Source organism: Cyclobacterium sp. 1_MG-2023, assembly GCF_030546805.1.
In the GTDB taxonomy this organism is placed as follows: Bacteria; Bacteroidota; Bacteroidia; order Cytophagales; family Cyclobacteriaceae; genus Cyclobacterium.
In genome coordinates this window covers 58,010-84,709 of sequence record NZ_JAUOPC010000002.1, presented here as the reverse complement: position 1 = coordinate 84,709, position 26,700 = coordinate 58,010, and the positions used below count along the sequence as shown (strand labels likewise).

Here is a 26,700-nt window from a genome sequence, read left to right as displayed (position 1 = left end):
CTAATTTTGAGTTAAGCTTTGAAAAACTGATTCCAGGTTCTTCTCTTCCTGACGAATGCTTACCAGATTAAGCCCCCGACTTTGAACCAATTCAATAATCTCAGCTCTTAATTTTTTAGGATCCTTGCAAGTGAAGGCCATTTGTCCGGGCTGTTTTATTTCTACATTACTGTAGGAAAGTCCATCAAGCCATTCGGTTTCTAAGCTTTCTTCGGTTTCCAACAAAACGATAGATTTTCCTGCTTTGGCTTTAAGGCTCTGCAGGGCATCTTGGGCTACCACTTTCCCCTTTTTTATTATCACCACTTTGTCGCATAATATCTCCACTTCCTGCATGATATGCGTACTTAAAACTAGCGTTTTATCCTGGCTAATCGCTTTAATAAGTTGCCTTATTTCAACCAATTGGTTGGGGTCCAATCCGGTGGTTGGCTCATCTAAGATGATAATTTCAGGGTCGTGGACAAGGCTTTTCGCCAACCCAACCCTTTGCCTATAGCCTTTGGACAAATTACCTATTCTTTTGTGCCTTTCTTCTGTTAAACCACACTGATCCATCACCATTTCCACCCTTTCCAGGCGATGCTTTTTCTTCATCTGGTAAAGCCCTCCTATAAAGGATAAAAATTCAGGAATATACATTTCATCATACAAGGGATTGTGTTCCGGGAGGTAACCAATTAATTTACTCACAGCTATGGGGTGCTTCTTAACAGAAATCCCGTTGACCAAAGCTTCTCCTGCATCGGCTTGTAAATAACCGGTAATGATTTTCATGGTGGTAGATTTGCCGGCACCATTGGGTCCCAAAAAACCTAAAACCTGACCGGGGCTTGCTTGAAAGCTTATATCATTGAGCACTTTTTGCTCCCCAAAACTTTTTGAAAGATGATTAATTTCTATGGACATGGTTCAAATGAAAATCAATCCGGAAGTAGAGGCCTTCACTACTGTTCTAGGCTAAAATTCTTTAATTGGGTGAATACAGTATCAAATACTCATCCTTTAGCATCCACTTATCTCCAATAATTATTAACCGAACAATGGGTAATTAAATTTGATTCAGCAATAAAAATGCTTGTAAAAAAGCAGACACCGTTATAAAGATAACGGTGTCTGACTAATATTCATATATAAGAAGCACAGAAATGAAAGTTTAATAAAAAAACTAAGCTCCTTTCATCTCCTGCTTTTAAAGCAATTAGTTGTGTTGAGTATAACCCAATTTTATGGCTCTAAAGCTTTTACACCCGGTAAAACTTTTCCTTCCATCAACTCTAACAATGCGCCTCCACCTGTAGATACAAAGGAAACTTTTTCTCCAAAGCCAAACTTATTCACAGCTGCAGCTGAATCTCCACCACCAATTAGGGTAAAAGATCCATTTTCAGTGGCTGCAACAACTGCTTCTGCTACTGCTTTGGTGCCTTTTTCAAAGCTACTCATTTCAAAAACACCCATAGGACCATTCCAAAGAATTGTTTTAGAGTCTTTTAAAATATTTGCAAATTTCACTCTTGTATCCGGACCAATATCCAATCCCATCCAACCATCAGGAATTTGTCCTTTTTTGGCTGTACTTTGTTCTGCATCATTTGCAAAGTCTGTGCTGGTAACCGCATCATCAGGGAGAATAAGGTTTACATTCTTTTGCTTGGCCTTTTCTATAAGCTCCAGGGCAAGGGGCATCTTATCTGCTTCAAGCAAGGAATCGCCTATGGTTCCACCTTGAGCCTTGGCAAAGGTATAAGACATCCCACCACCAATGATCAAGTTATCAACCTTGTCTAACAATTTATCTATGAGCAAAATTTTATCGGAAATTTTTGCTCCTCCCATAATGGCTGTAAATGGCCTTTCAGGAGAACCCAAAACTTTCTCTGCGTTTTCAAGTTCTGCCTGCATCAAATAGCCGGCCACTTTGTCATTGAAAAACTCAGCAACAATTGCAGTGGAGGCATGTGCTCTATGTGCCGTACCAAATGCATCATTTACGTAAATGTCTCCATGCTGTGCTAATTTTCTTGCAAACTCCTTGTCTCCTTTTGTCTCTTCTTTGTGGAACCTTAAGTTTTCCAATAATAAAACTTCTCCCGGATTAAGACTTGTAGACAACTGAGTCGCTTCTGTGCCAATACAATCTTTGGCAAATTTCACCGATACTTCAAGTTCTTTGTTCAACTCAGTGATAATGTGCCTAAGGGAAAACTTATCCTCAGGACCAGATTTGGGTCTTCCAAGGTGAGACATTAGCACAACTGATCCTCCATCATTAAGGATTTTTTTGATGGTTGGGACTGCAGATACAATTCTCGTATTGTCTGTAATGGTATGTTGATCGTCCAAAGGAACGTTAAAATCCACCCTAACAAGTGCTTTTTTTCCACTGAAATCAACGTTATCTACTGTTTTAATTCGATTGTTCATGCTTTGTAGGTTTAATATATACGTCAAAAATAAACATTTTATTTGGCAGCAGCCCTTCTTAACCGATCATTTATCGCTTTACCCAAATGTATTTCCGGTAATTCCTCAGCCAAAATTATTGTAGCGGCGGTATCATCCAAGGAACGCATGGCGGAAAACAGGTTTCTTGCGGCTTCGTCATAATCACCTGATTCACTTAATACTACTTGATTTACTGCCTTTACTTCAGGAAAAAACCGTTTAAAAGAAAGTACAGCTAAATTTTCTTTGTCATTATGGTATTGTTGCATCAACTCATCCAAATTCCCTAAAACCATCGGCTTTCTTGGCGCATAATGGCTTTTTAACATCCCCGGTGATTGGGGATTGCTACTTGACTGAGGTAAAATCAATACATTACCTACCAACTTTTCTATATCATTTACTGATACCCCTCCAAGCCGGTAAATAATCACTTGACCTTGCTCCATGCCTACAATGGTGCTTTCCAAACCAACATCACAAGAACCTCCATCCAAAATATAGGACAACTTGTCGCCGAGGTGATTCGCTACATGGCTGGCACTAGTAGGACTGATATAACCAAAAGGATTGGCACTTGGAGCAGCCAAGGGGAAATCCACCAAATCCAATAAACTACGCGTCAAAGGATGGTTGGGCACCCTTACGCCCACCTTTGACAAGCCACTAGTGACCAAGTCAGGAATAATGGTTTTTTTTGGCAGTAGTAATGTAAGGGGTCCAGGCCAAAAAGCTTCCGCCAAGGCCTTTAACTCATCCGGGATGAATTCAACATAGGCATGCACCTGATCAATGCCCGGTAAATGGACAATTAAAGGGTCAAATTTCGGCCTATTTTTCGCTTTAAAAATCTGCAATACTGCATTTTCATCTAAAGCATTTCCAGCCAATCCATAAACCGTCTCTGTGGGAATAGCGACCAATTGCCCGTCGGACAATAATGCTGCCGATTTTTCAATGTCTTTACCAATCTCAGCCATTATTCCGCGCAAAATTCGTCTATCCAATCTTTTGCTTGCGTATACCCCAAGGACAAGGCCGTTTGAAGATACTCACAGCCTTTATCTTTGTTACCCAGGGCACTCATTTCCGTTACACCCAAAAGGTAAAAAGCAGCGCCATTTCGCTTATCTATTCTGGTCAACTCTTCTAAAGTAGCGATAGCAGTTAAGGGGTCATTATTACCCAAATGGGCTTTTGCTTTGTTGAATAAAACCTGTGGTTGTTCAGGATTTGCGTGCAGCGCCTTGTCAAAATCAATCAAGGCATCTTCATACATTTCAAGCCCCAACAGGGCAAGACCACGGTTGTAATAGATATCTACCTGATTAAAATCAAGGCCGTTTGCCCGGTTATAATCAACCAAGGCCTTTTTATATTCCTCTTTTTCCATGTAAACATTTCCCCTATTAAAAAAGGGCTTATAGTTGTTTTCATCCAATTCAATGGATCTGGAAAAAGAATCAATGGCATCATCCCATTTACCGGTTTGGAAAAATATCACCCCCCTGGCATTCCACGCCGGAGCATGACTAGTGTCATTTTCCACCAGTCTGTTTAAATGCCCAATTGCTGTGTCAAAATCCTGTTCATCCAAAGCCACTATCCCGGCTTCAAACAGCTCCTCCGAAGAAGGTTGGCAGGAAATCAGGAAAAAGAGAACAATGAAGCTACTCCATATATTTTTACGCATTTCATTATTTTTTTGCAAAGATAAGAATACTTGATGCACAAACCACTTAAGGTTTGAACAAAAAACAAGTACTAAGAAAAGTCTTACAATAGAATCTCAGATTTACTGGTTTTCTCCAACATCCTCAATACTGAATCATTGAAACCAACCAATTCTGCAGTCAGGTCAAAGCCCACCCATGCAAGATCCTTGCTCTCCGGGCTTATGATCAGCGGCTCATCCATTTCTGCTTCTATTAAGAACCTAACATCATAATGAAAATGTCTTTCTTCCTTATCATTTGCCGGAATCACATGCCGATCCAAATCAAAGATAGATTTGTCTACCAATCGGATGGATTGTAAACCACTTTCTTCCTGCGCTTCCTTTAAAGCTACTTCCAAAAGGTTTTCATTACCATCTGCATGGCCCCCTAATTGGAGCCAACGCTGAAGTTTTCTGTGGAGCGTAAGTAGCGCATGTGTACGCCTTTTATTTACAATCCATGCAGAGGCTGTGAAATGCCCGGCTTTTCTTTCTCTTTTGAAAGCATCAGGATCATTTAGAAGTTCCAAAAACCCGGGTACCATGGCTTTTTCCTCTTCAAATGGTGTCCTGTAATTTTCAATCAAGCACTTTAGATTTTCTCTGTCCATATACTAATCTGCTTTGAATAATTTATCCATAAACTGGTCAAAAGGCTTGGCATCATGGTATTGCCTGTCGGAATACAATGTTACCAGAACTTTCAGATAGTCGGGCTTATTGTCTAAATATATCTTTTCTAAGCTTACATTTCCAAATAGCTGATCAATTTTTCCTGAAAAGGCCTCCCCTGAAGTTAAGGGTTTAAAGTACAATTTTTCAGTCGTCCTTACTTGATCATTTACTTCATCAATTTTACGGTCCATGCTTACTTTCCTGTATCCCAAATCCAACATCCTTTGCCCCAAACCAAAAAACAATTTAGGGAAGCTCTCCATTGTAAATGGATCACTGTATATCACGGCAAACCCATTGGCATAGGAAGATTGAAACAGGTGAACTTCAGGACGTTTATTAACTCCGGCCCGGTTCAAATGGTAATTATCATAGACCATTTTCAAGGTTCCTGTCCCTTCTTCCCCTTCCAACCATAAGGAAACCTCCTGCTCTTCCTGCTGTGAGCGGGTAAAATTCTCCCTAATGACTGCCCGGTTACTTTTTCCGGTAAACAGATTTCCTAATAATGAATCTATAAACTTCATTTCAATTTGATTTTACCATTTTTTTCTGTGAAAATCAATCCCTCATCCTCCAATTCCCTAATCAAACCAACAGAAAAATCATCTACGGTTTCACCGATTTCAGTAAATAACTCCTCTAATGAAAACGCCACTCCTGATGTTAAAGTTTTAAGTATTTGATCAATCAATTTTTTCTTCAAAAACGCCTTATTATTATCTTTTTTATTTTGAACACAATTGTCACAAATACCACAGGTAAAATCACTTTTCTCTCCAAAATAATTCACAATCTGCCCCGTACGACAAATTTTATTATTTTTAACATATTCTATGATTTCTGCCGCTTTGCTAACTGCTTCCTCTCTTCTTTCCCTTATTCTCTTTCTGTTTAAAGGCAAAGCTCCTGCATCTAATCTAGGTGTAACAAAGGTTATTTGCGGTTGATCTTTTCTCCCTGAATAATCTACCAGCCCAAGTTCATCCATCCTCTTCAACATATGCAAAATCTCTTGCTCCGAGACTTTCAGCAGTTGGGCAATTTTACTTTCACTTATATGAATATAGTTTACAAAGAGTTCTCCACCATACATTCGCAATAATAATTTAATCAATGGATCCAATTTGGCATAGGCAATCTGGGCTTCATATACTTTGCTTTGTGAAACCAGAAAATGCAATGATGAAGGAAGGAAAACACTCTCAGAAAAAAGCAATAAAGCTTCTTCTTGTAAAACTTTTATGGAATTGTAGGTGAGCGAAATATCTAAATTATAGGAGCTGGTAAAGTCAAGAAAATCAAAATCAAAGCTCACCATATTGGCACTCCCTACGGCCAGTCGATAATAGTTTGCCAAACACTGGTATACTTTTTTAAGCATCTCCTCGGGAGGGTAGGCTATCTCTGCCATTTCCTTCAAAGCGATACAGTCTTTTTCTCGTACCAAAAGCACCGCATAGGCCCTGATGCCATCACGCCCCGCTCTTCCGGCTTCTTGGTAATAGTTTTCAAGGTTTTCCGGAAGATCCAAATGTATCACCAACCGTACATCCGCCTTGTCTATCCCCATCCCAAAAGCATTGGTAGCCACCATCACCCGTATATCTCCCCGAATCCAACTTCCTTGTCGTTCATTCCTTGTATTCTGATCTAAGCCTGCATGGTAAAAAGTGGCCGCAATCCCTAACTGATTGAGTTGCTGTGCGGCAGCCTTGGTACCTTTCCTGCTTCTGGTATAGACAATGGCACTTCCGGGCACTTTTTGAAGTATTTCTACAGCCTTCTCCAGCTTATTCTCTACCCAGCGAACAGCATAAGATAAATTCTCCCTTCTAAAGGATTTTACAAAAATAGAAGGTGCTTTCAGTTCCAATTTCTCTATAATATCAGCCCTTACTTTAAGGGTTGCAGATGCGGTAAGGGCCACCATAGGCACCTCCGGGAAATACGCTCTTATTTTGACTATCTCCAAGTAAGAAGGCCTAAAATCATAGCCCCATTGAGAAATACAATGGGCTTCATCCACTGCAATGAGGTTGATATTCATTTTTTTGAAGCGCTCTATGAATAGCTCGGTTTTTAGCCTTTCCGGAGAAACATATAAAAATTTATAATCTCCATAAACACAATTGTCCAAGAGGGTATCAATCTCCCTTTTTCTTAGCCCGGAATGAATAGCCATGGCTTTAACACCCCTACTTTTCAATTGATCTACCTGATCCTTCATCAAGGCAATTAATGGACTAATCACCAAACAAAGTCCCTCATTCATCAGGGCCGGCACCTGAAAACAAATGGATTTCCCTCCACCTGTCGGCAATAACACCAAAGAATCCTTCCCCTCAGAAATAGCCTTAACTATCTCTCCCTGAAGGGGGCGGAAATCTTGGTACCCAAAGAATTTCTTTAGGATTGCCAGCGCTGAAGTATCTTGTTTATCCATAGAGTGGCAATTGAGCTGCTTTTTGCATACAATTTTTATACAAATTACGTTTCATCGGCCCCATTCACAAGGCCTGCTCTTAATTGTTGAAACTTATTTTAATTGCTCCTTTAGAAAAGGGATCTTGAGGGCTAGCTTCTTGGTGTGGCCACCATTTTCCATTCTCCCAAAAATACAAGCTCAAACCTTGAAATACCGTTGGCAAAAAAGTATTGGCATCCAACAGCAATTCTTTATTCCCCGGGAGAGAGATCCTACACAACCCCTCCTTGACCCAAAAAGCAAGAGGCTTTGAAGGCACCCCCATTACTTTGACCCTATGGGGTCGAATGTTATAATTTAGCTCTTCAGCATCTACCTCCCATTCAATTGTATAAAGCTGGCCTTGGTGGTTGTAATCCATTACCACACCTTTATTAAGCTTGTAGATGACCATATACTCCTCCGAAACCCTATCTAAGCTTAAAATTATCCGATAAAATCCCAGCACAAAAACCAAGGCAAATATTGCCACAAGCCTGTATTTTTTCTTGTCTTCAATCCATTGATAAAGGCCAAAGAGAAAGGCCCAGTACAAAATCATTTCAGTCAATTGCATATACAAACCATCCATGCGAGCAAAAGGCAGTTTCTGCAAGCCAAATACTCCCAGATTCAGAAATTGAATGGTATAATTCAAGAGCCAACCAAGAACTTGAGCCATACTGGGAACGGCTGCAAACAATAAGAATGGAACACCAATAGACATGATGACAAATGCCGCCGGAATAGCTAGCAGATTGGTAAAAATAAAATAGGTAGGGAATACATGGAAATAATGAACCGCAAGAGGGAAAGTGGTCAACTGTGCCGCTAACCCAACACTGGTGATGTCCCAAAGGTATCGGAGTCCTTTGGTTTTAGGATGCCAAATTTTTCTAATAAGCGGTTGAAATAATAAGATTCCCAATAAGGCGACATAACTTAATTGAAATCCTACAGCATAGATCAAAAAGGGGTCATAAACCAAAAGTAACAAAGCTGAAAGGGCCAAGGGGTTAAAAATGGAAGGGTTTCTGGAATTCATTTGTGCCAGACAGATAAAAGTAAACATGGTGGCCGACCTAAGTACTGAAGGAGAAAGGCCGGTTAAGATGGCGTAAAACCAAATCACTCCGACAATTCCTAATAGGTAGGTCGCTCTTTTTAATCCTTTCATTTTTGTGGGCCTAAACAGTAAGAAAAAAAAGCCATAAACAATGCCTACATGCAAACCTGAAACGGCTAAAATATGCATGGCCCCAGCTGTCGCATAAGCTTCTCTCAGCCCCTTATCCAAATCTTGTTTTTGCCCTAATAATAAAGCCGAGGCAATTTGCTGCGCCTGAGAATCCTTAATATGGGTCTCGATCTTCTCCTTTAAGTATTGGCGCCAAGCAACAATTACAGAAGACCAAGAGGCCTTTTCCGGCCTAGATACCAGCGAGAATTTCTTCCCTATAAAATGACTGAAATAAATCCCTTTTCTGGCCATGTATTCCGAATAATCAAACATGGAGGGATTGGCAGGTGGAGCAATCAAACGGGGTGCACCCTTTATATGAATCACAGCCCCCGGCACTAAAGGCATGGTGCTTTGATGATAAATTTGAACTTCTCCTTGTGCCGGGAACCATCCATCGCTGGTTTCAACAGCTTGGACTGACAGCCTATTCCCAAGGCTATTTGGTTTGATTTGGTCTGCCTCATTCACCTCTGCCAAGTAACTTTTAATTTTAGAAAAGTGAATCAGGTGATCAGGAATTAAATCCACATCTCTTAAAGACGCCACATACATTCCGGAAAAAAGCAAACAGAGGTAGGCCAAAAAAGGAAGTAGCGCCTTAAAATAAGTCCTATTTTTGGGGCTGTAGGCAAATGTTAATCCTATATAGCCCACTAAACAAGAAAGCAGACCGACCAATATTGCTTCACCAAAAAATTGCTTTGTTATTGGGTAGAGCAAAACTCCGGCAACAAAGAAAATGGTATAACGAATAAATGGAAATTCATTGAATTTCATGTATGGACGGAAAAAACACCTAAACCCTAGCGCTTTACTAATCTTCCGATGAATTCTTTCAGAAGCTCCTGACCGCTTAACTGATAATTAAGCTGCCAACTTGATCGACAGTTATCCATGAGTCCCTGGGTCAAGAGAGACATGTCTCTTTTGTGTAAACTTGACCCAAGGCTTTCGAAATAGAATTTAGTTAACTTTTAGGATAAAATCAACTATAGGAAAAACATCCTGTTTATAGCCACTAATAAGAAAAAAAGAAAAAGCCCATCAAATCAAGCATAACCAGCCGGATTTGATGGGCTTCTAATAAAGAAGATATTGAAAGTGTTTTTAGAACCTAAAACCAATGGTAAAACCTCCATTGAACTCTACCGGCTCAAAGCGATCGCTTACTTCGTCGTTAAAGCCTCTGGCTAAACTCACGTATGGACCCAGCGCAAACTTATCATTGTGCACCCATTTATATCCGGCACCAAATCCAATGATAAAGCTATTCATAGAAGTTTCTACAGTTCCAACGTCCTCCAAGACTTCTGTAAAGGATCCTCCCCTGTACTTCAAGAAAGGAAATACGTAAATTCCTGATGGGTTTGATTCAGTTACAAAGTAATAATTGTAAGACAAGGTGGCACTAGTGGCCTGAAAATCTTTTCCATCTCCTCCATCACCAACATAGGCAAAGCGGTCCATAAATGTCATTCCAAAACCTATAGACTGATTTTGATCAAGAAAATGCTCGTAACCAAGCTCTAATGAGCCATTAATGATTGTATTGAAAATATTTAATTTCACCTCATTCTTAGGAAGACCTGGATTTTCAAGAGATTGTGCCTTTGCTTGAATACTCCCAAAAAACACTAATAATAACAATGCACCTATAAAATTTTTCATAAAAAAACTGTTAACTAAAATTAAAATACTCTGTTTAATATCCTTTTGGTTTATAATACATTAGGAAGTGCGCAATATCACATTCCATAAAGCGCGCCCCTACTTTTTCAAACCCGTGCTTTTCATACAAACCCAAGGCTGTCACTTGGGCATGCAAATATATTGTTTTATTCTTATTTGAGGGATCTTTCAACACATCTTCCAACACTGCTCTCACCAACATTCCTCCCACACCAAGCCCTCTATAGGCTTTTAGCACAGCAAATCTTTCAAGTTTGATGCCAGTTTTGGTAAACCTCCACCGTGCAGTCCCGAGGCCCAAGTCTCCATCCACAACAAGAAAATGTGTTGCCAAGTTTTCGAAGGAATCATATTCCTCTTCAGGAGCCACATTTTGTTCTTTTACAAAAACCTGTTCACGAATATAAAAAGCCTTTTCCAGTGAACTTTCCTCTGTAATTTTTTTTACTGCTAAGGTCATTTGGCAGGTTTCGTTTCCACTTCATTTTTCTCGTAAGCTTCAATAATGGATTTTACGAGTTTATGTCGTACCACATCGCTTCCTGAAAGGTTGACCACTCCTATTCCTTTTACTCCTTTTAGAATTCGAAGCGATTCCCGCAAACCTGATTTTTGCCGGGTAGGGAGATCTACTTGAGATTGGTCCCCTGTAATGATCACTTTGGAATTAGGCCCCATTCTAGTGAGGAACATTTTGATTTGTTCTGAGGTGGTGTTTTGCGCTTCATCCAACAAAACAAAGGCATCATGCAAGGTCCGCCCCCTCATATAGGCAAGAGGAGCGATTTCAATCACCCTATTTTCCTGATAAAACCTTAGCTTTTCGGTAGGCACCATATCACTTAAAGCATCATAAATGGGCCTTAGATAAGGGTCTAATTTTTCCTGAAGATCTCCGGGAAGGAAACCAAGGTTTTCTCCCGCTTCCACTGCAGGTCTAGTAATGATAATCCTTTTTACCTCCCTATTTTTCAAAGCCCTTACTGCTAAAGCCACCGCTATATAAGTTTTACCCGTACCGGCAGGACCTAAAGCAAAAACAAGGTCATTTTTATAAGAAGCATCAACTAGTTTTTTCTGGTTGGGGGATTTGGGACGAACAATTACCCCTTTGTTTCCATAGAGAATAACTGCATTGATGTTTTCTGATTTTTTTTGAGGGGTACCTTCCAAATCAATGTATTCCTTCACATTCTCCGGAGTAACCAAACCATAGCGGTTAAAATGCTCCAAAAGCATGTTTAAAATATCATTGATTTTAAGAATTTCCGGTGCTTGTCCTTTGATTCTGATTTCATTGCCCCTAGAAACAATTTTACTCTGGGGAAAAGCGGCAGAAATCTGCCTGATATTTTCGTTTTCCGAGCCCAGGAAATCCAGGAGGGAAACGTTTTCCAATGTAATGACTTTTTCTACCAATATGTTTTCTTCTGTTTACCTAATTCTAAAAACAAATTAAAAATACCTATTTTTGTGCATCCTTAACGCAAAAGTACGAATTTTTAATTGACTTACTTATATGGCTTTGGTAACATTCATTTCAGATTTTGGCAACTCAGACTACTATGTACCAGCAGTCAAGGCCAAAATGCTATCCATCAATCCCCAGTTAACCATTGTTGACATTAGCCATGAAATTGCTTTGTATGACATTGCCCATGCCGCTTTTTTATTGCGGTCCATTTATAACGATTTTCCTAAGGGCACTGTTCACCTTGTTGCCTTAAATACTACAAGTAGCATTACAGACGGCTATGTCGGCATCAAGCTTAATGAACATATATTTATTGGGCCAAACAATGGGGTATTGAGCATGCTTGCAGATCATGATCCCGGTATTATTGTCAAATTTTCAGACATTCATATAAAAAACAGTTCCTTTCCGGCAAAAGATATTCTAGCACCAATAGCCGCCAAAGTGGCCAGTGGTGCAGCCATTCATGACTTTGGAGGTCCTTTACAAGCCATCAAAAAAATGATGGGAAGACACTTTAAGGCGAGCAAGAAACAAATAGTAGGCTATGTGCTCCGGGTAGACATCTATGGCAACCTGATCACCAATATTCCCAAGGAGGTCTTTGAAAAATTAAATCCCGGGAAATTTGAGATTGTTTTTGGCAGGGAGTCCCTTCAGCAACTTCAAACCAATTACGATGAAGTTGAACCCGGCGATTGTTGGGCATTCTTTAATAGCTTGGATTTATTGGAAATTGGCATTAACCATGGGCATGGGGCAGAATTATTAGGTTTAAGATACGACAGTCCTATTTTTATCAATTTTGAAGTTTAAATTTTTGATAATTAATGGATTAACCCATTGGCAGTATAGGCCTTGTGTGATTGGGCTACAAAAAAGATAAAAAAACGAGGTTTCGGAGGGGCAAAATATTTGTTTGTAAAAAATTCTTTGCCCATATTTGCATCCCGTTCAGCAAGGAATGGGAAATACCACACTTGCCCAGGTGGCGGAACTGGTAGACGCGTTGGTCTCAAACACCAATGCCTTCGGGCGTGCCGGTTCGATTCCGGCCCTGGGTACACAAAACCCCTTCAGATGTGAATTTGGAGGGGTTTTTGCGTTTTTTGGCAAACCATTGGCAAACCATTTAGAGGAAAGAGAATTTTATACGCCAGTAAATCAAATATATAGTTTTATTTTTTTCACTACCTAAAAAAAATATAGCTTCTTCCAAGCTGTGGTTTAAATTAAAATTTACTATTTCTTGAGTGCTCTGTTGTTACTTCATATTTTATCTTTTGAGTAATACCATCTATACCTGGATAAACTAATCCTTTATGAATTCCAAGAAAGTATAGTTCATTCAAAATTTTTATTTTATGCTGTTTTTTTATTAGAATTCTACGGAATGAATTATGAGAAGACTTTTGGTTGTCAAACGGGACAAATGGTTTTCGATCTTCCGGTAAATCGTGTATTGTAAAGCATCCCAACTGATTCGTCACCCTTGGTGAAATATGATTTGGCAACAGAATACACGTAGAAATTTCAGTGTTAATCCTACGTGCTATGAAAGTACTTTGAGGTTTGCAATTATTTGTAGAAGCCACACCAAAACACCATACATTAGCATTTTTTGAATTCATATAATTTTCAACGGCAAAGTATAATGCAATCAATGGACTTTCTGTCCAGTCTAAAAGACGGGTTGGCAAGCCATGATGCTGGGCTAAAGTTAACCATTCTTCTTCACTTTTTGGTGTGATTTTTAAATAAGGCAGAGCTTCCCTTTTGAAGGAATCCATCATATATTTTTCAATGTCTTTCCAATTAGAAAAAGTATCGGATACATTTAGTCTGTACAAACCCGGAACCAAGGTAAAACTAGAATCTCCATGTCCTCTAAAGAACCATTGGGCGATATCTTGGTTTTCAAAATTCTGTACTAAATTCAGAAATTCTATTACACTAGTTATTTTTTCCGTTTTCATTCAATGAATTACTTTTTTTATTTAATATACAAAATCATCTTTACAATGATTTATTTTAAATGGTAATAAGACCTATATTTCTTATAAAAAAGAGATCAATAATTTTAAAAATAATGATATTCCTATAATTTCGGTTGGTTTCTTCTTAACCATTCTTTATTAAAATCCACTTTTAGTATCCAGACGGTTTTAGGTAAAAATTACCCCTTTTTTTGACTGTATTACAAGTTGGAAAAACATGCTTTGCCGTGGTTGCTGCAAATTAAAGAAAAAGACGACAATCAGCCTGTTTTAAGAAGTGGAGATCTGGCAACCAACTCCGAAATCTTTTCCTCAACTTTTTTTGATACTAAATCACTTAGATCTGGATCGGAGTGGGAAAAATTCTGTTTCAATTCTTGAAATCTCTTTAGCTTTGACCGATAGGTTTTGGGGTTAGCTAGTTTTTTATAAGCCAGCCTTGAATCCATGTCACCCATCAACTTATAAATTTCTATGTCAGCTGCTTTATCTAAATCACTGACTATTAAAACTTTTGAGAATTCTAATTTTTGGGTGAATTCTTTCATCTCAGTTTGACAAAAAAATGAAAATTCCGGTTTCAAAAGATCAAGAGCCGAAATAATGGTAATTGGATTATTTGCTCGTTTCCTGGCCCCTTTCATCTTTATCTCTTTTTCCAGCCTCAGAACATGGGGTATTTTTATACCATCATGATTTTTTACCTCAAACTGCTTATCATAAACCTTAAACCTGTAGAAAGTCATTTTAAAATACTTCCCATAAGGTTGGTGGTTGGTACCCCCTAACATATCTGAAGGTTTTTTACCATTAATCCCAATAATTTTAGGCAGTATTTTATTGGCTTCTAGACTAACGTTACACCCTATCGTCAACTTGGTGATTTCAGCGTTTAAGAATTTCTCACCAAATCGTTCTTTCAGTTCCTCGATAGTTTCTATAATCTCCTTCAAGGTATAATCACCATAATTTCCTCTATGGTGAAATTTATGCCAAGAGCCAGAAATCAGAAAAATATCATCTTTTATAACCAATCTCAAATTTCTGAATTTTGAGACGTACTTAATTATAAACCCATCCCTGTAAGAAGGATCAAATAAAAATCCCAAATAATAGAAAGGTTCTCTGGTCCTCTCCCATTCCTGCTCGGGGGGATCAATTTGCCATTTTAGTGTAACGTCATCAATCATTTTAATGGCGTTAAACTTGAAAGAATATAGTGAAGGAAGAAAAATTATTATCTCTCTTCATAGTTCCTGTCTATTTAAAGGTTTCAACGCCTTTTCAATATCCGACCTCAAAAAATAGACTCGATTCCCTATACCATAAGGATGAAGTTTCCCTTTTTTACACCAATTGTGGAGGGTACTCAATTCGATTTTTAATAGCTCAGAAACCTCCTTCCGAGAAAGGTATTCTTCTTTGGGCTGTTGGGGATTGATTTCCTTTTTTAAGGTTTCTAATTGAGACCTTACAGCTTTTCTAATGGCCTCCTCGAATTGTTCGGGAGAAAGTTGTGTAATTTGGATGGTCTGCATACCGTATCATATTTGATTCGGCAGCAAGGAATCAACCTACTTGTACAGTTTGCTGTACAAAGAAAAAAAATTAAACTTTATACGATTTAATATAGTCTAAACCAGACTTATATCGATCAACCCTCTGGGCATTCGGTTTGATCCTACTTAATTTGTGAAACCTATCAATTTCTGTGAAATCAGGATAATATTCCGCAAACCATCTCTTAAAATCCTCTTCCTTTGCATGTATATATCTATCCGATACCATTTTTAGGTAAAAAAAATTTATATCGGTAACGACTCCTCGCCCACTATATTTTTGATCTTTCATCAAGTAATCAAAAAGTAAGAATCCATTCGGATTAAAAATATTGGGGTAATACAATTTAAGCGGAAGATTTAAGCTTTCATTATTCTCATCATTCAGCCCCCAGCTATCTATTTTGTCTTTCAAAAGATGTTGTTTGAGTTTCGAAACATCATCATCAGTCAAAATAAATCCTTTTAACCTCTCGTTAAGTGCCAATAACTCCTTAACAGTGATGTATATTTCAGGAACCCGAATAGGAAGCCTCTCTTCTCCTGTTACATTCCTTGAAATCAATGTTTTTTGGAAAGATTTAGATTTTAAACGTTCAATGATTTTATCCTTTACCGGACGCAAACATTTTTCCGCATTTTCTAAATAATCATCATTACTTTTTGCAAAACCAAACTTTAGAAAAACCAACCCATCAATAAAATCCTCCGCATGCTCAGCCCAAAATTCAGGAGACTTAATTGCATGGTATGCCAATTCTATAAATGGTTTTGCAAACCTGTTATTATTAAAATACTTGCCTAGTGAAGGAGCCTGGGAAATCCATGAGTCAATTGCAGACTGCAAAAACTTATTTCCCATTTATCCACCATTTATATTTGTCAACTCCCAAAGCTTTTCCAAAGCCGCCAATTTATCAAACAACTGCAGCCCATGGCCATTCTCTGACTTCTTCACCGTTTTGATAGCCCCAGTTTTTCCGTTGCCAAGGTCTTCTAAATTTTTGAGCGACCAATCTGAATTCAGAAAATCGCCAACATTGGAAAATGCGATTGTAGCCAACTCCTTAATGATCCTTTCCTGGGTGACCTCAAGGCTTTTTAAATGGGGACTGGCCCTATGCTGAAGATATTCTTTGATGTAAGGTTTTGTAAGGTTTTGATAGCCTTGTTGCCTTGCAGAATGATGGCTATACCCAGCCTCTTTGGCTGCCTCCGTAGCATTGAAAGAGCATAGGTAATGCTCTGCAAAACGGAATTCTTTTTCGGTTAGGCGAACTTCAGCACCACCTACGTCAAATATTTTTTTCATGTTGACCACCTATTTTATTCATAAATATAAAAAAATACTGGGGGAAGTTAGTTATACCAGTTGAATAAATAGGTTGTCAGTAATTTACGAATGGAATACTCATGCTCTTAGTGTTTAGCCTGTGAGATGTTTGCTAGTTTTCAATCGGGTACCTAAAATAGTTTACGGTACGGAAACCTAGTTTACTCCACCGGAAACTACATTTATCCCTATAGATAGTAAAAGAAATAGTGTAAACTAAACAATCCTAAAACTCTGGAAATCACCTTTATTAAAGATTGCAATTCTCTATTAAATTCGCTTCTTTTTAAAAAAAACCCAATGAACCTTATCAGGTACAATAGCACTAGATTACGGTTTCCAGATATAGGAGAAATCACACTTTAATTCCACCTTTTATTGTTTCAATACCTTGAATGAATATGGATTTCGTAAGAAATATTAGTTAGAAGTTACTCCGAAGCAATTCTGGACCATTTCAATCGTTTGGTTGCATTTAAAAAATAGGTTTCCCTTTAAAATGTGAGTGGAACAATGCCAATATTATTTAGTAATTATTTTTGTCTTCCATTATTTTAAATTTTTCATGAAATTTTCTTTCATTTTTTTGAATTTTCATTGTATTCATCTAGATATTGCAATTTGGCACTATAGGATTCATAATGCCAATTGCGATAATAAAAAGATGTGGCAAAGTGAGGATGAAAGTTATTTTTTAGTTCATCTAAGGACAATTTTGATATTTATTACTTTTCCAATATCCCAACTATCCCCCGAAACCCCTCCAAAGCAGCCTCCACATCTTCCAGTATCTCTAAAGCCAATTCATCCGGATCGGGTAGATTGTCCAGATCTGCAAGGCTTTTATCTTTGAGCCAGAAGATATCAAGGTTGGTTTTGTCTCTGGCGATGATTTCTTCATAACTGAATTTCCTCCAACGCCCGTCGGGATTTGAATCAGTGTATGTTTCAGTTCGTTTGTGTCGATTGGAGGGATTGTACAGCGTGATAAAGTCACGCAAATCCTCTAGTTGCATGGTTCCCTTCTTCAGGGTATGATGGATGTTTGTCCGGTAATCGTAAATCCAAACATCCCTGGTCCAAGCTTCTTTAGATGCAGGCTTATTATCAAAGAAAAGAACGTTCGCTTTCACTCCATTTGCATAGAAAATCCCTGTAGGAAGACGAAGGATAGTATGTAGTTCGGTTGTTTTCAACAGCTCTTTACGGACTGTTTCTCCGGCTCCTCCTTCAAACAACACATTGTCTGGCAACACCACCGCTGCCTCACCTGTTATCTTCAGTAGTGATCGGATATGTTGCAGGAAGTTCAGTTGCTTGTTGGATGTGGAGGCCCAGAAGTCCTGTCTGTTATAGCTGAGATCTTGTTTCTCTTGTTCGCCTTCCTCATTGGTGATTGTCATGCTGCTCTTCTTCCCAAATGGAGGGTTTGCAAGCACGTAATCAACCCGAATGCCTTCATCTGCTATCAATGCATCATTTGGAGAGATAAAAGTTTCTCCGTCAATTTCTCCGATGTTGTGAAGGAACATATTCATCAGACACAACCTTCTTGTTCCGGCAACAATCTCATTTCCTGAGAAGGTGCTGTTTTTAAGAAACTTCTTTTGGTCGCTGTCTAATGAATGGTGATTTATGATGTAATCGTAAGCTGCAAGGAAAAAGCCTCCTGTACCGCAACTTGGATCATGGATTTTCTTGCCTGGCTTAGGTGCCAAGCATTCCACCATAGCTTGAATCAATGCCCTTGGGGTAAAATACTGTCCTGCACCGGATTTAGTATCGGATGCATTTTTCTCCAACAGCCCTTCATAGATATCACCTTTTATATCTGCTCCTACCATAGTCCATTGCTCCTTGCCAATCATATCGATCACACGAAGGAGTTTTGCCGGATCTTGGATTTTGTTCTGTGACTTGGTAAAGATCTGGCCAAGAATTCCTTTCTCTGTTCCCAGTGAGCGAAGCATCTGTGAATAGTACGCCTCCAATTCTGCTCCTCTTTTTTTGGAAAGGGTCTCCCAATCACAAAGCTCTCCATCTTCAAGCTCAGTTCCTTCCGTATCCTTAATCCTAGGGAAAGTCATTTTCTTGGAATAAGGTGGCTTGGACATTTCATCCGCCATCTTCAGGAAGAGCAAATAGGTAATCTGCTCCAAGTAATCTCCATAGCCTACGCCATCATCACGGAGCACATTCGCAAAATTCCAGACTTTTGATATTAATGCTGATTCGGTCATTTTTTATTTGATGATTTCAATAATTTCATTTTTTTCATAATCAAAACCCCAATATTCCAAATTGAGATTTAAGGACTCCCTAAGATGTCTAATGTATTTTTGATCTGGACCAGCACTCCTGTTCTGCGAAACAATAACAAGCTTATATGCTTTGTTGTCTGATGGGTAAAGAGAGTATTCCAATATTTGCCCTAAAGCTTCCCTAATACAGGCTTTGGTACTAGGATAAGTCTTGATTTCAAAAAAAGTCGCTTTCTTTTCTTCCCAGGCAATCATGTCCACTTTGGAAGAAATATTGACTTTTCTTTCATATTCAACCTTATACCCTTCTTTTTTTAAGTATTTATAAAGCCCTTCGGTTATTCTATAGTGAATATGAGGAATTTCTGATATCCTAGGCCCACTCACTCTTTTTGAGGATTCTGCAAATTTAGGAATACCATAATTCTCTGAAGATGGGCCAAAATCAGGTTCATCATGATATTCTTCGAGTTCTTTCGGAAGCCCCTTATAGTTTAAAAGATTATACCTAGCACTTGGAATTGCATTATCATTTGCCTCCACTTCAATATTTTCTTCAAAAATATGTGCATTCTCAGGCTTAAATCTGACATTGAATAGAATATCGTCTGCCCATTTGTTCAAAAAATTTGTCGGTATCCCTAAATCATTCAACTGCTCCTCCATCTCTTTGTACCAGCCATTCTTTTTATATTCAGCAATGGCCTTTTTGGTATGATCATAATCAATCACTTCTACATCCCTCAATTCACCTATCCAATAGCGTTTTTTTGTGGTACCGTTTATCGTGTAAAGGTGAATATTGAAAACCTCATTGGTGTATTTATCCCTGTATTTATGGATGGGTTCTAGAGAAGCGTAGTGGTATCCCTTAATTAGTTTCGAAAAATCAAACAACCATTCTTCATGTCCAAAGCCGTATTTAGCTTCATGAGTATTAGCTGTTTTGCTTTTTCCTTTTGTACCTGACGGTTTTACCCAACCTTCTGAATTGAAACAAATTCTTGCAATCTTTTCAAGTCTAATTGCGGAATATAATCCTAATTGAACATATTCATAAACGGGGTAAAGGTACTCTAGCTCATCTATAATTAACTCAATATCATCTTCAGTAATTTCGTTTGGCACTTTAGCGATAGAATTACCTATGAATAGAAAATTGCCCAGTTTAATATCTGGTTCTTGAATCTTTCCAACTTCATGGCTTTCTGTACGCCCCTGAGCGGTCCAAATCCAAAATGCATTTTCTGAGAGATAAGCTGGATATTTTTTAACAAGCTCATTAAACCTTTCTATCTGCTTTTGCTGAACCCCAATTGGATCAGGCACACTTTGGCTCGCCTGAAAATTGAATGCTAATCCAAACCTAAAAACAGGTTCACCCTCATATTCAGGCTCTTTCCCGATATTGAATTGAAATTCATCTCCACCACCGTAATGGAAGGTGTATTCCTGATTGAGAATATCTTCCCGATCATTGAAAAACTTACTGCTAACCCTTTTTAGACCTTTTTTCTCCGATCTTTCTGATTGAAGGTTCTGTAAAATAGAGTCACTTTCTTTGATTCTTCGATTAAGCTCTTTTACTATTTCTGAAAAAGTCATGATTTCTTGGCTTTACTTTTTTCATTCTTAATCCTCTCCAACAGCTTCTCCGCGGGCTCCCAGTCCGCTTCCTTACGACAGGATTCCAACTCCCCCTCAGTTAACAGCTTGCCTTTAAAGGCTTTCTTTAATATACTTTGCCGTAGTGATTCTGATTTCAACAGATTGGTCTGGATAGTCTCTGCCAACTTATCTGCAACCGAAAACCTTGATTCTATTTGTTGGACTATTTGGTTTTGTTCCAAAAAACCTGGAAGGTCTATTTCATATTGATAGATTTTTGATCCAGATACTACTGGTTGTGCAGTTGAATTTGATAGTTTGTTTAAATTCTCAAACTCAAGTTTTAATTTCATGAATTTCAAAGAGTGGTTTTCTCCTTCCTTAAATTCAACAACAAGTGCATTATCCGTCACCCAAGAAAAGGGAAGAGTAATGTGAGTAACTCCGCACCTGACTCCAACTCTACCAATTATAAGTTTTTGATCTTCAAATAAATACTCAGAATGATTTCCATTTTTTCCATTACCTCCATAAACTGCAAATTTGCCTCCATCCATTTGATTTGAGGTTAAACCCTTTCCGCTTGAAACTTTAATTATTTCTCCTAGCTTAATTCTTTTCCAATTTTCAAAGGCATTTGTTAATTGATTTGAATTTGACATAAATCCCCCCTCAAAAGCCTTTTTCAGGACGGCTTGACGGTAGATTTCGATTTTGGCTTGAGCGGATTTGAGATTGGCGATGGCATGATCCAACTCGCTAAACAACTCCTCAATCCGGGCTACAATAGCTCGCTGCTCGGGGAGGGGAATTAATGGAAAGTCAATCTTAAGTAAATCTCTTTTTGCGAGACTTGGTATGGTAGTACTCTTGTCTAGTTTTTTAAAATTAAACCCTTTACAAAAGTAAAATAGTAGTTTCGGAAGCACGTATTCAAAAGGATGAATTCCAAAAGCAGTATCCACATTCCAAAATTTTTCATTGACAAAAATTGGATTGTTAATCGTTCCCTTTCTTCCGATTACAGTCGTTCCCGGAGGGCACAGATACTGATCGGCAAATCCAAAAACCCCTCCACTTCCATAAATAGGAAATTCACCATTCGGATTTTCTACTTCCTTTTGATTTTTACCACTTATGATATCTGCTACTTCACCTAACTCAACTTCAATCCAGTCATTTTTCATTAATCGTCCATGTTTTCTAACCCAGTTGACCTGGAGGTGATTTTATAGGAAAAAGGTCTAGGTTTCCTAGATGCGGTTTTAATGATTTCTTCCCAATGTCTAACTAAAAGCTTCACCATACCCCAATACGAAAACCCTGATTTGGAAGGGGGTCTAAAATAAAACATCCCCAGTCCATGCTTTTCACACAAATCTCGCTGATGTTTTATTCTATTGATATTATAATCCTGAGTCAACACACAAGCTCCCTGCTTGCCAGCCAAGGGAATCCAATCTTCATCAAGAGCTCCTTCCCCAAAGACCTCCTTTATAGATTTAATTTCAATGGGATCACTAATTTTTAATTGAAGATTTAAAGGTGTTTGAAGAATATTGAAACCTTTAGCCAGTACCGGGGCCATATTCTCATCAACATAGATGATCATGCTGCCTCACAATATTTAATGGCATCCTTTACTTCTTTCTCAGAAATTTCAAAAATGTAAGAAATAAATTGAATGGAGTCTCCTGCCTTAAAATGACCGTGGATAATTTCTGGATATATATTCCTACCATTAAGAATTGGATGACCAAATTTCCTTTCTGGATCAATAACTATAGAATGATCTTTACCCATTGGCCAGAATTTATTGGCCATATTTGAATGATCAAAATCCAATTTAATTAGAAAAAGCTTTATAAAATGAAGATTCAGTTGTTTTGACCCATTTAAATTAGCGACTGCACCATCTTTTTCCCAAAATATTTTTTTCCTACCTGGATCCATTCTCATTCCATCAATAACTTCTCGTAGTGCAAATGGAAATCGAGAATTATAAGCATTTGAAAGTTCTTTGTGAGCTATAATAACATCATTAGGTTTTACCCCGGCATCACTAAATTGCCCCATAACAAAAAGTTCAATTAGTGTATGGAAACTAATTGCTCTCGAACCATCTACTTTCCATGAGTAGTGCTCTTGGAAATCCTTGCTCAATTTCCCATCCCAATAAGTTTTAATCCAACGATTTGCTTTGTCGTAACTTATTCCAAGAATTTTAGCCACATCAGGGGTGGTATAAATTCCTTTTCCTATTTCTGGTTTATTTTCGAATGCTATCATGATTTAAGGTGTAAAAGTAACGTTAAGATGCCAGAGTTAAGTTCAACTCCTCTAATATAGTACCCATTTCTGTCCCAAACATTTCCCACATCTTCCCTCTACCTCCTTGCGCATCAAAAGGTGTATAATCCAGATCATCTAATCCGATATGGAAGCTTGAAGCGATATGGTCTTTGATCATCCGTAGCCAGGCCAATTGTTCCTCTGTGAACTTGTTATGCTGTCCGGCATTCTGTTGGAAGATCCACTTTCGGAAATTCTCGTTCACCGTTGCATCATACGAAGTAAGCTGAGCATCTATTCCCACTACTTTCCGTATCAGGGAAACCAAGGTAATGAGTTCTTTTTTTGGTGAGTTCTCCTTCACCTGACCCAGTTGCTGATAGGCTTCCCAGATATAGTTGGGCGCTAGCATAGGTCTATCCAGTTTGATTCGATCCAGTAGATCCTTCACCATTTTCAGAGTGAGTTCTCTTCTTCTATAAGGCTGATCATAGAAAATCTCCAAAGCGATGATTTCATCCTTGTGAGCCTGAATGTATTCGGTAAAATCCTGAATGACCTGTTCTGCTTTTTCTGTAGTAAATGTATCCCACTCCGCTCGGATAACTTTGTCCAAATTTACCCCATCGATGACTTGATCGTGCGCTTTTCGCACTTTCTCTACATATTCGGTGAGTTCTCCTGTAAAGACCTTCGCAGCAGAAGTACGAAGCTGATCCACTTCCTGAGCAATGGTTTTGGATATTTCATCCGGTGCCTGACCGATTTTTTCCTGAGACACTTTTTGTTCTATTCCTTCTATCACATCAGGATTATAGGCGTTTAGCAAGTCCTTGATTACAGTTTGTAAGCTTTTCCCATCTGCCAGTTCAGCAAATTTCTCTTTTTCTGAAGGATTCAATTCTTTTTCAAGACGAAGCAATCTGTTTGCAAGGGATAGAAATAAGTCTTCATCCTGTGCACCCATTTTTACAGCACCAAGCAAATCCTTTAAAGGAACTGTTGGCTTGCGCTCCAGTGGTCGGCTGTCTGTTTTCTTGGATTTGATAGCACCGATGGCGTCGACTATGACAAAATGTGTTTTGGTATGTTTGGCGGTTCGGGTGACTTTCTGCAAATCATCAAAGTTGATCGTACGTGTTCCCCTGCCTTTCATCTGCTCAAAATAATTGCTGCTTTTCACATCCCGCATAAACAGCAAAACTTCCAATGGTTTTACATCTGTTCCGGTAGCAATCATATCCACCGTCACAGCAATCCTCGGTGCCCAGGAATTACGGAAACGATTAAGCACAGACTTAGGATCCTCCTCGATCTTGTAGGTGATCTTTTTGCAGAAATCATTGCCTTCACCAAATTCCTCCCGGACGATATTGATGATATCATCTGCATGGCTATCTGTCTTTGCAAAAATCAATGTTTTAGGCACTTCAAACTCCCCATCCTCATCAAATCGATCTGGAAAGATCGTTGGTAGTGCTTCCTTAAATGCACGGATGATGGTTCTGATTTGACTAGGGCTAACTACCTCTTTATCGAGTTTGTTTGGGGTATAAACCAAATCATCATCCAGCTGTTCCCAGCGTTTCTTTCGAGTAAGCTTTTCCCGTTTGTCAACAAACTCCTTTGCTTTGATGATAGAGCCTGCTTTGGTGATTTCTGTTTCAATGGTAAATACATCGTAAGGCACATTCACTCCATCTGCAACAGACTCTTCATAGGTATATTCAGATACTACATTTTGGTTGAAGAAAGCAAAGGTTCGCTTATCAGGCGTTGCAGTCAAACCAACCAGGAATGCATCATAGTAATCCAATACCTGCTTCCAGAGATTATAAATCGATCTGTGGCATTCATCGATAATGATAAAGTCAAATTGCTCAATCGGATTTTTCTGTGTGTATGCAACAGGCAAAGGATCCTTTTTCTGCCATGTCCAGCCTGATTCATTTGGATTTTCTTCTTCCGCAGATTCTTCCAGTTCCTTGCCCTGTAAGATAGAATACAATCGCTGAATGGTGGAAATGCAAACCTGACTGTCTGAAGCGATGTAACTTGATGTCAATCGCTGCACATTGTATAATTCGGTAAACTTCCGGTTATCATCCGTAGGTTGATACTTCAGGAATTCCTGCTCGGCTTGTTCGCCCAGATTCTTGGTATCTACCAAAAACAAGACACGTTTTGCTTTAGAGAACTTCAACAATCGGTACACAAACGTGCAAGCTGTAAATGTTTTGCCTGCACCTGTAGCCATTTGAATCAGAGACTTGGGTTTGTTGTCCCGGAATGATTTTTCAAGATTCCTGATCGCAGCTTTCTGCGCAGGACGTAATCCCTGTTCATCAAGTGGAGGATTATTCAGCAATCGTGAACGAAGCGTTTCTGCTTGTCCATTCCATTCTGCTAATGTTTCAGGCTTGTGAAAGTGAAATACAGGACGTGACCTTGCTTTAGGATCACGATAATCTGTAAATCGTGTGAGCAAACCTGTGCTTTCATATACAAAAGGAAGGTTGCCATGATTAAGGTATTTGAGTTTACTTGTAGCATACTCATAGGATTGATCCTCAACTACAGTCAATCGCTCTCCCTCCTCTTCCCGTTTTGCTTCAATCACTCCAACAGGCTTGCGATCCACAAACAGAACATAATCGGCAGGACCTGAAGAAGTCTGATATTCTCGAATTGCAACACCCTTCCCAGCTGAGAGATTAACCTCGTTTTTAGATTGAACCAACCAACCAGCTTGATGCAGATGTGCATCAATCAGATCTCTTGCAATCTGTTCAGGATTTTGGTTGGGTGTTATTGTCATTTAAAAAGTATTTTTCATAACAAAAGCAATAAAATCAAAAGAGTTCGAATTATTAGTCAAATATTGATTTTTAAATTCTGATGTCCAAGTAACAATATTTCATTATTAAGGAAAATTAATTGGAGAAAGATACTAGTAAGAAGTGAAAGAGAAAAATATAAAAAGGGTTTTTAGTTGTGTCGAAACTAAAAAACTTGGATTTATTTGGTACCTTGACCTTAGTATTCATGCTATTACTTTGATCCATGTAGTATGTCGAAAATTATTTGGTACATCTTCAGGAAATGGTTCTGGAGATTCTGTAAATGGAAAAATCAAAAAGAATCAATACCCATCTATGGTTTATTTTAATGAAAAACAGCTTAATTCGGTTATCCGTATGGATTTTAAATCCTGTAAAAATTTCCAACAATTATGAATCTTTTGATATTGGAGAGTAGTTGTTTGGATAGTTTCCCTTTTTCTAAGGATCACTGAAACTTGGGGATTTTCCAAAAAACAAAAAATTAAGGCGTATTCTCCCCCTATGGCAACTGCAGAACCCATAATACCAATAATGAATCTTGTAGCAATTATCATATCAATAGTTAGCTTAGTTGTCTCATCTGGAGTATTTATTCTGCACTTTCGAAGAGATAGAAGAGAGTCATTGGCTTTTGAAAAAGCAAATGCACTAATAATTAGGTTCACCTTTTTAAAAGCTTTGTATAATGAATATAAGGGGCATGATCAAATGACTGGTAATTTCTTCGAAGAATACTTGCTAAAAATCCTATACCAAATCCAAAATAATAGCAATTTCCCAATAATTATTGATAAGGTTTATCTAATTTTTAAAAATCCTGAGAGTGGCAAGCATTATAGTACTATAACCCTTGATTTTTCTAATGGACAAGTGGTTATTAATTCATTTAGCTTAAAAAATTTCGAAAAAATACTTGATCTTAAAAAGGCAGAAAAAATTAGTGAAATAGACGGCCTGTCAATAACAATAAGAGTTCTGGTGAGAGGATCTAGAAAACCTATTTCAAATAACCCTCAAAAATTTACAATAGAATATGAAGATGAATAATAAAGAATTAGGACAACCATCCGAAACAAACATGAATTAAACAAAAC

Annotated in this window: 25 protein-coding genes and 1 tRNA gene; 4 read left to right on the top strand and 22 right to left on the bottom strand. The window is 38.3% G+C overall.

What is annotated here, in order from left to right:
• The 11 genes from gldA to Q4534_RS02675 form a co-directional block, all read right to left on the bottom strand.
• Nucleotides 1-909, bottom strand: a complete 909-nt coding sequence (gene gldA / locus Q4534_RS02725) for a gliding motility-associated ABC transporter ATP-binding subunit GldA (RefSeq protein ID WP_303611638.1) — start codon at nt 907-909, stop codon at nt 1-3.
• A gap of 318 nt (nt 910-1,227) precedes the next feature.
• Nucleotides 1,228-2,427, bottom strand: coding sequence for a phosphoglycerate kinase (locus Q4534_RS02720; protein WP_303611637.1), 1,200 nt, complete (start codon nt 2,425-2,427; stop codon nt 1,228-1,230).
• Nucleotides 2,428-2,465: 38 nt separating this feature from the next.
• Entirely contained in the window at nt 2,466-3,428 is a 963-nt protein-coding gene (locus Q4534_RS02715) for an L-threonylcarbamoyladenylate synthase (protein ID WP_303612013.1), read from the bottom strand.
• A complete protein-coding gene (locus Q4534_RS02710; RefSeq protein ID WP_303611636.1) occupies nt 3,428-4,141 on the bottom strand; it encodes a tetratricopeptide repeat protein in 714 nt (237 codons plus the stop codon). Before Q4534_RS02710 ends, Q4534_RS02715 begins: the two co-directional genes overlap by 1 nt.
• A gap of 83 nt (nt 4,142-4,224) precedes the next feature.
• Complete coding sequence (locus Q4534_RS02705; protein ID WP_303611635.1) at nt 4,225-4,776, bottom strand: NUDIX hydrolase; 552 nt, start codon at nt 4,774-4,776, stop codon at nt 4,225-4,227.
• Between the two features lie 3 nt (nt 4,777-4,779).
• Nucleotides 4,780-5,367 carry a hypothetical protein gene (locus tag Q4534_RS02700; protein WP_303611634.1) on the bottom strand — a complete coding sequence of 196 codons (588 nt, stop codon included), beginning with the start codon at nt 5,365-5,367 and terminating at the stop codon, nt 4,780-4,782.
• A complete protein-coding gene (locus tag Q4534_RS02695) occupies nt 5,364-7,286 on the bottom strand; it encodes a RecQ family ATP-dependent DNA helicase (protein ID WP_303611633.1) in 1,923 nt (640 codons plus the stop codon). The genes Q4534_RS02700 and Q4534_RS02695 overlap by 4 nt, the downstream gene beginning before the upstream one ends.
• A gap of 79 nt (nt 7,287-7,365) precedes the next feature.
• Complete coding sequence (locus Q4534_RS02690; RefSeq protein WP_303611632.1) at nt 7,366-9,327, bottom strand: ComEC/Rec2 family competence protein; 1,962 nt, start codon at nt 9,325-9,327, stop codon at nt 7,366-7,368.
• 330 nt (nt 9,328-9,657) lie between these two features.
• A complete protein-coding gene (locus Q4534_RS02685; protein WP_303611631.1) occupies nt 9,658-10,218 on the bottom strand; it encodes a DUF3575 domain-containing protein in 561 nt (186 codons plus the stop codon).
• 34 nt (nt 10,219-10,252) lie between these two features.
• Nucleotides 10,253-10,699 (bottom strand): GNAT family N-acetyltransferase, encoded by a 447-nt coding sequence (locus tag Q4534_RS02680; protein WP_303611630.1) that lies wholly within the window; start codon nt 10,697-10,699, stop codon nt 10,253-10,255.
• The gene (locus Q4534_RS02675) at nt 10,696-11,658 is read right to left on the bottom strand and encodes a PhoH family protein (RefSeq protein ID WP_303611629.1); all 963 of its coding nucleotides are present in this window, start codon (nt 11,656-11,658) and stop codon (nt 10,696-10,698) included. Before Q4534_RS02675 ends, Q4534_RS02680 begins: the two co-directional genes overlap by 4 nt.
• A gap of 100 nt (nt 11,659-11,758) precedes the next feature.
• Between Q4534_RS02675 and Q4534_RS02670 the strand changes: the two genes are divergently transcribed.
• On the top strand, nt 11,759-12,529 hold the full coding sequence (locus Q4534_RS02670) for an S-adenosyl-l-methionine hydroxide adenosyltransferase family protein (RefSeq protein WP_303611628.1): 771 nt from the start codon (nt 11,759-11,761) through the stop codon (nt 12,527-12,529).
• Nucleotides 12,530-12,695: 166 nt separating this feature from the next.
• A tRNA-Leu gene (locus Q4534_RS02665) sits at nt 12,696-12,777 on the top strand.
• Between the two features lie 168 nt (nt 12,778-12,945).
• Here the strand turns inward: Q4534_RS02665 and Q4534_RS02660 are convergent.
• From Q4534_RS02660 to Q4534_RS02610, 11 genes are all read right to left on the bottom strand, one after another.
• Entirely contained in the window at nt 12,946-13,689 is a 744-nt protein-coding gene (locus Q4534_RS02660) for an FRG domain-containing protein (RefSeq protein WP_303611627.1), read from the bottom strand.
• A gap of 281 nt (nt 13,690-13,970) precedes the next feature.
• A complete protein-coding gene (locus Q4534_RS02655; RefSeq protein ID WP_303611626.1) occupies nt 13,971-14,900 on the bottom strand; it encodes a hypothetical protein in 930 nt (309 codons plus the stop codon).
• Between the two features lie 57 nt (nt 14,901-14,957).
• Nucleotides 14,958-15,248, bottom strand: a complete 291-nt coding sequence (locus Q4534_RS02650) for a helix-turn-helix domain-containing protein (protein WP_303611625.1) — start codon at nt 15,246-15,248, stop codon at nt 14,958-14,960.
• A 70-nt stretch (nt 15,249-15,318) separates the two neighbouring features.
• Nucleotides 15,319-16,131, bottom strand: a complete 813-nt coding sequence (locus tag Q4534_RS02645; protein WP_303611624.1) for a hypothetical protein — start codon at nt 16,129-16,131, stop codon at nt 15,319-15,321.
• A complete protein-coding gene (locus Q4534_RS02640) occupies nt 16,132-16,581 on the bottom strand; it encodes a terminase small subunit (protein WP_303611623.1) in 450 nt (149 codons plus the stop codon).
• Between the two features lie 746 nt (nt 16,582-17,327).
• Nucleotides 17,328-18,842: a class I SAM-dependent DNA methyltransferase gene (locus Q4534_RS02635; RefSeq protein ID WP_303611622.1), complete on the bottom strand. Its 1,515-nt coding sequence runs from the start codon at nt 18,840-18,842 to the stop codon at nt 17,328-17,330.
• A 3-nt stretch (nt 18,843-18,845) separates the two neighbouring features.
• Nucleotides 18,846-20,468 carry a hypothetical protein gene (locus tag Q4534_RS02630; RefSeq protein WP_303611621.1) on the bottom strand — a complete coding sequence of 541 codons (1,623 nt, stop codon included), beginning with the start codon at nt 20,466-20,468 and terminating at the stop codon, nt 18,846-18,848.
• The gene (locus tag Q4534_RS02625) at nt 20,465-21,658 is read right to left on the bottom strand and encodes a restriction endonuclease subunit S (RefSeq protein ID WP_303611620.1); all 1,194 of its coding nucleotides are present in this window, start codon (nt 21,656-21,658) and stop codon (nt 20,465-20,467) included. The genes Q4534_RS02630 and Q4534_RS02625 overlap by 4 nt, the downstream gene beginning before the upstream one ends.
• Nucleotides 21,658-22,083, bottom strand: coding sequence for a hypothetical protein (locus Q4534_RS02620; protein WP_303611619.1), 426 nt, complete (start codon nt 22,081-22,083; stop codon nt 21,658-21,660). The genes Q4534_RS02625 and Q4534_RS02620 overlap by 1 nt, the downstream gene beginning before the upstream one ends.
• Nucleotides 22,080-22,760 carry a DUF433 domain-containing protein gene (locus Q4534_RS02615; protein ID WP_303611618.1) on the bottom strand — a complete coding sequence of 227 codons (681 nt, stop codon included), beginning with the start codon at nt 22,758-22,760 and terminating at the stop codon, nt 22,080-22,082. The genes Q4534_RS02620 and Q4534_RS02615 overlap by 4 nt, the downstream gene beginning before the upstream one ends.
• 22 nt (nt 22,761-22,782) lie before the next feature.
• Complete coding sequence (locus Q4534_RS02610) at nt 22,783-25,581, bottom strand: DEAD/DEAH box helicase family protein (protein ID WP_303611617.1); 2,799 nt, start codon at nt 25,579-25,581, stop codon at nt 22,783-22,785.
• A gap of 142 nt (nt 25,582-25,723) precedes the next feature.
• Between Q4534_RS02610 and Q4534_RS02605 the strand changes: the two genes are divergently transcribed.
• Together Q4534_RS02605 and Q4534_RS02600 are read left to right on the top strand one after the other, a co-directional pair.
• Nucleotides 25,724-25,999: a hypothetical protein gene (locus Q4534_RS02605; RefSeq protein WP_303611616.1), complete on the top strand. Its 276-nt coding sequence runs from the start codon at nt 25,724-25,726 to the stop codon at nt 25,997-25,999.
• 108 nt (nt 26,000-26,107) lie between these two features.
• Nucleotides 26,108-26,653, top strand: a complete 546-nt coding sequence (locus Q4534_RS02600; RefSeq protein ID WP_303611615.1) for a hypothetical protein — start codon at nt 26,108-26,110, stop codon at nt 26,651-26,653.
• Nucleotides 26,654-26,700 lie beyond the last annotated feature (47 nt).

Bases quoted from the DNA above. Each gene is read 5' to 3' on its own strand.
- Q4534_RS02715 (WP_303612013.1), bottom strand. From the start codon at position 3,428: ATGGCTGAGATTGGTAAAGACATTGAAAAATCGGCAGCATTATTGTCC.
- Q4534_RS02630 (WP_303611621.1), bottom strand. From the start codon at position 20,468: ATGACTTTTTCAGAAATAGTAAAAGAGCTTAATCGAAGAATCAAAGAA.
- Q4534_RS02650 (WP_303611625.1), bottom strand. From the start codon at position 15,248: ATGCAGACCATCCAAATTACACAACTTTCTCCCGAACAATTCGAGGAG.
- Q4534_RS02670 (WP_303611628.1), top strand. From the start codon at position 11,759: ATGGCTTTGGTAACATTCATTTCAGATTTTGGCAACTCAGACTACTAT.
- Q4534_RS02685 (WP_303611631.1), bottom strand. From the start codon at position 10,218: ATGAAAAATTTTATAGGTGCATTGTTATTATTAGTGTTTTTTGGGAGT.
- Q4534_RS02660 (WP_303611627.1), bottom strand. From the start codon at position 13,689: ATGAAAACGGAAAAAATAACTAGTGTAATAGAATTTCTGAATTTAGTA.
- Q4534_RS02645 (WP_303611624.1), bottom strand. From the start codon at position 16,131: ATGGGAAATAAGTTTTTGCAGTCTGCAATTGACTCATGGATTTCCCAG.
- Q4534_RS02610 (WP_303611617.1), bottom strand. From the start codon at position 25,581: ATGACAATAACACCCAACCAAAATCCTGAACAGATTGCAAGAGATCTG.
- Q4534_RS02625 (WP_303611620.1), bottom strand. From the start codon at position 21,658: ATGAAAAATGACTGGATTGAAGTTGAGTTAGGTGAAGTAGCAGATATC.
- Q4534_RS02620 (WP_303611619.1), bottom strand. From the start codon at position 22,083: ATGATCATCTATGTTGATGAGAATATGGCCCCGGTACTGGCTAAAGGT.
- Q4534_RS02705 (WP_303611635.1), bottom strand. From the start codon at position 4,776: ATGGACAGAGAAAATCTAAAGTGCTTGATTGAAAATTACAGGACACCA.
- Q4534_RS02615 (WP_303611618.1), bottom strand. From the start codon at position 22,760: ATGATAGCATTCGAAAATAAACCAGAAATAGGAAAAGGAATTTATACC.
- Q4534_RS02695 (WP_303611633.1), bottom strand. From the start codon at position 7,286: ATGGATAAACAAGATACTTCAGCGCTGGCAATCCTAAAGAAATTCTTT.
- Q4534_RS02600 (WP_303611615.1), top strand. From the start codon at position 26,108: ATGGCAACTGCAGAACCCATAATACCAATAATGAATCTTGTAGCAATT.
- Q4534_RS02710 (WP_303611636.1), bottom strand. From the start codon at position 4,141: ATGCGTAAAAATATATGGAGTAGCTTCATTGTTCTCTTTTTCCTGATT.
- Q4534_RS02655 (WP_303611626.1), bottom strand. From the start codon at position 14,900: ATGATTGATGACGTTACACTAAAATGGCAAATTGATCCCCCCGAGCAG.
- Q4534_RS02720 (WP_303611637.1), bottom strand. From the start codon at position 2,427: ATGAACAATCGAATTAAAACAGTAGATAACGTTGATTTCAGTGGAAAA.
- Q4534_RS02640 (WP_303611623.1), bottom strand. From the start codon at position 16,581: ATGAAAAAAATATTTGACGTAGGTGGTGCTGAAGTTCGCCTAACCGAA.
- Q4534_RS02700 (WP_303611634.1), bottom strand. From the start codon at position 5,367: ATGAAGTTTATAGATTCATTATTAGGAAATCTGTTTACCGGAAAAAGT.
- Q4534_RS02690 (WP_303611632.1), bottom strand. From the start codon at position 9,327: ATGAAATTCAATGAATTTCCATTTATTCGTTATACCATTTTCTTTGTT.
- Q4534_RS02635 (WP_303611622.1), bottom strand. From the start codon at position 18,842: ATGACCGAATCAGCATTAATATCAAAAGTCTGGAATTTTGCGAATGTG.
- Q4534_RS02680 (WP_303611630.1), bottom strand. From the start codon at position 10,699: ATGACCTTAGCAGTAAAAAAAATTACAGAGGAAAGTTCACTGGAAAAG.
- gldA (WP_303611638.1), bottom strand. From the start codon at position 909: ATGTCCATAGAAATTAATCATCTTTCAAAAAGTTTTGGGGAGCAAAAA.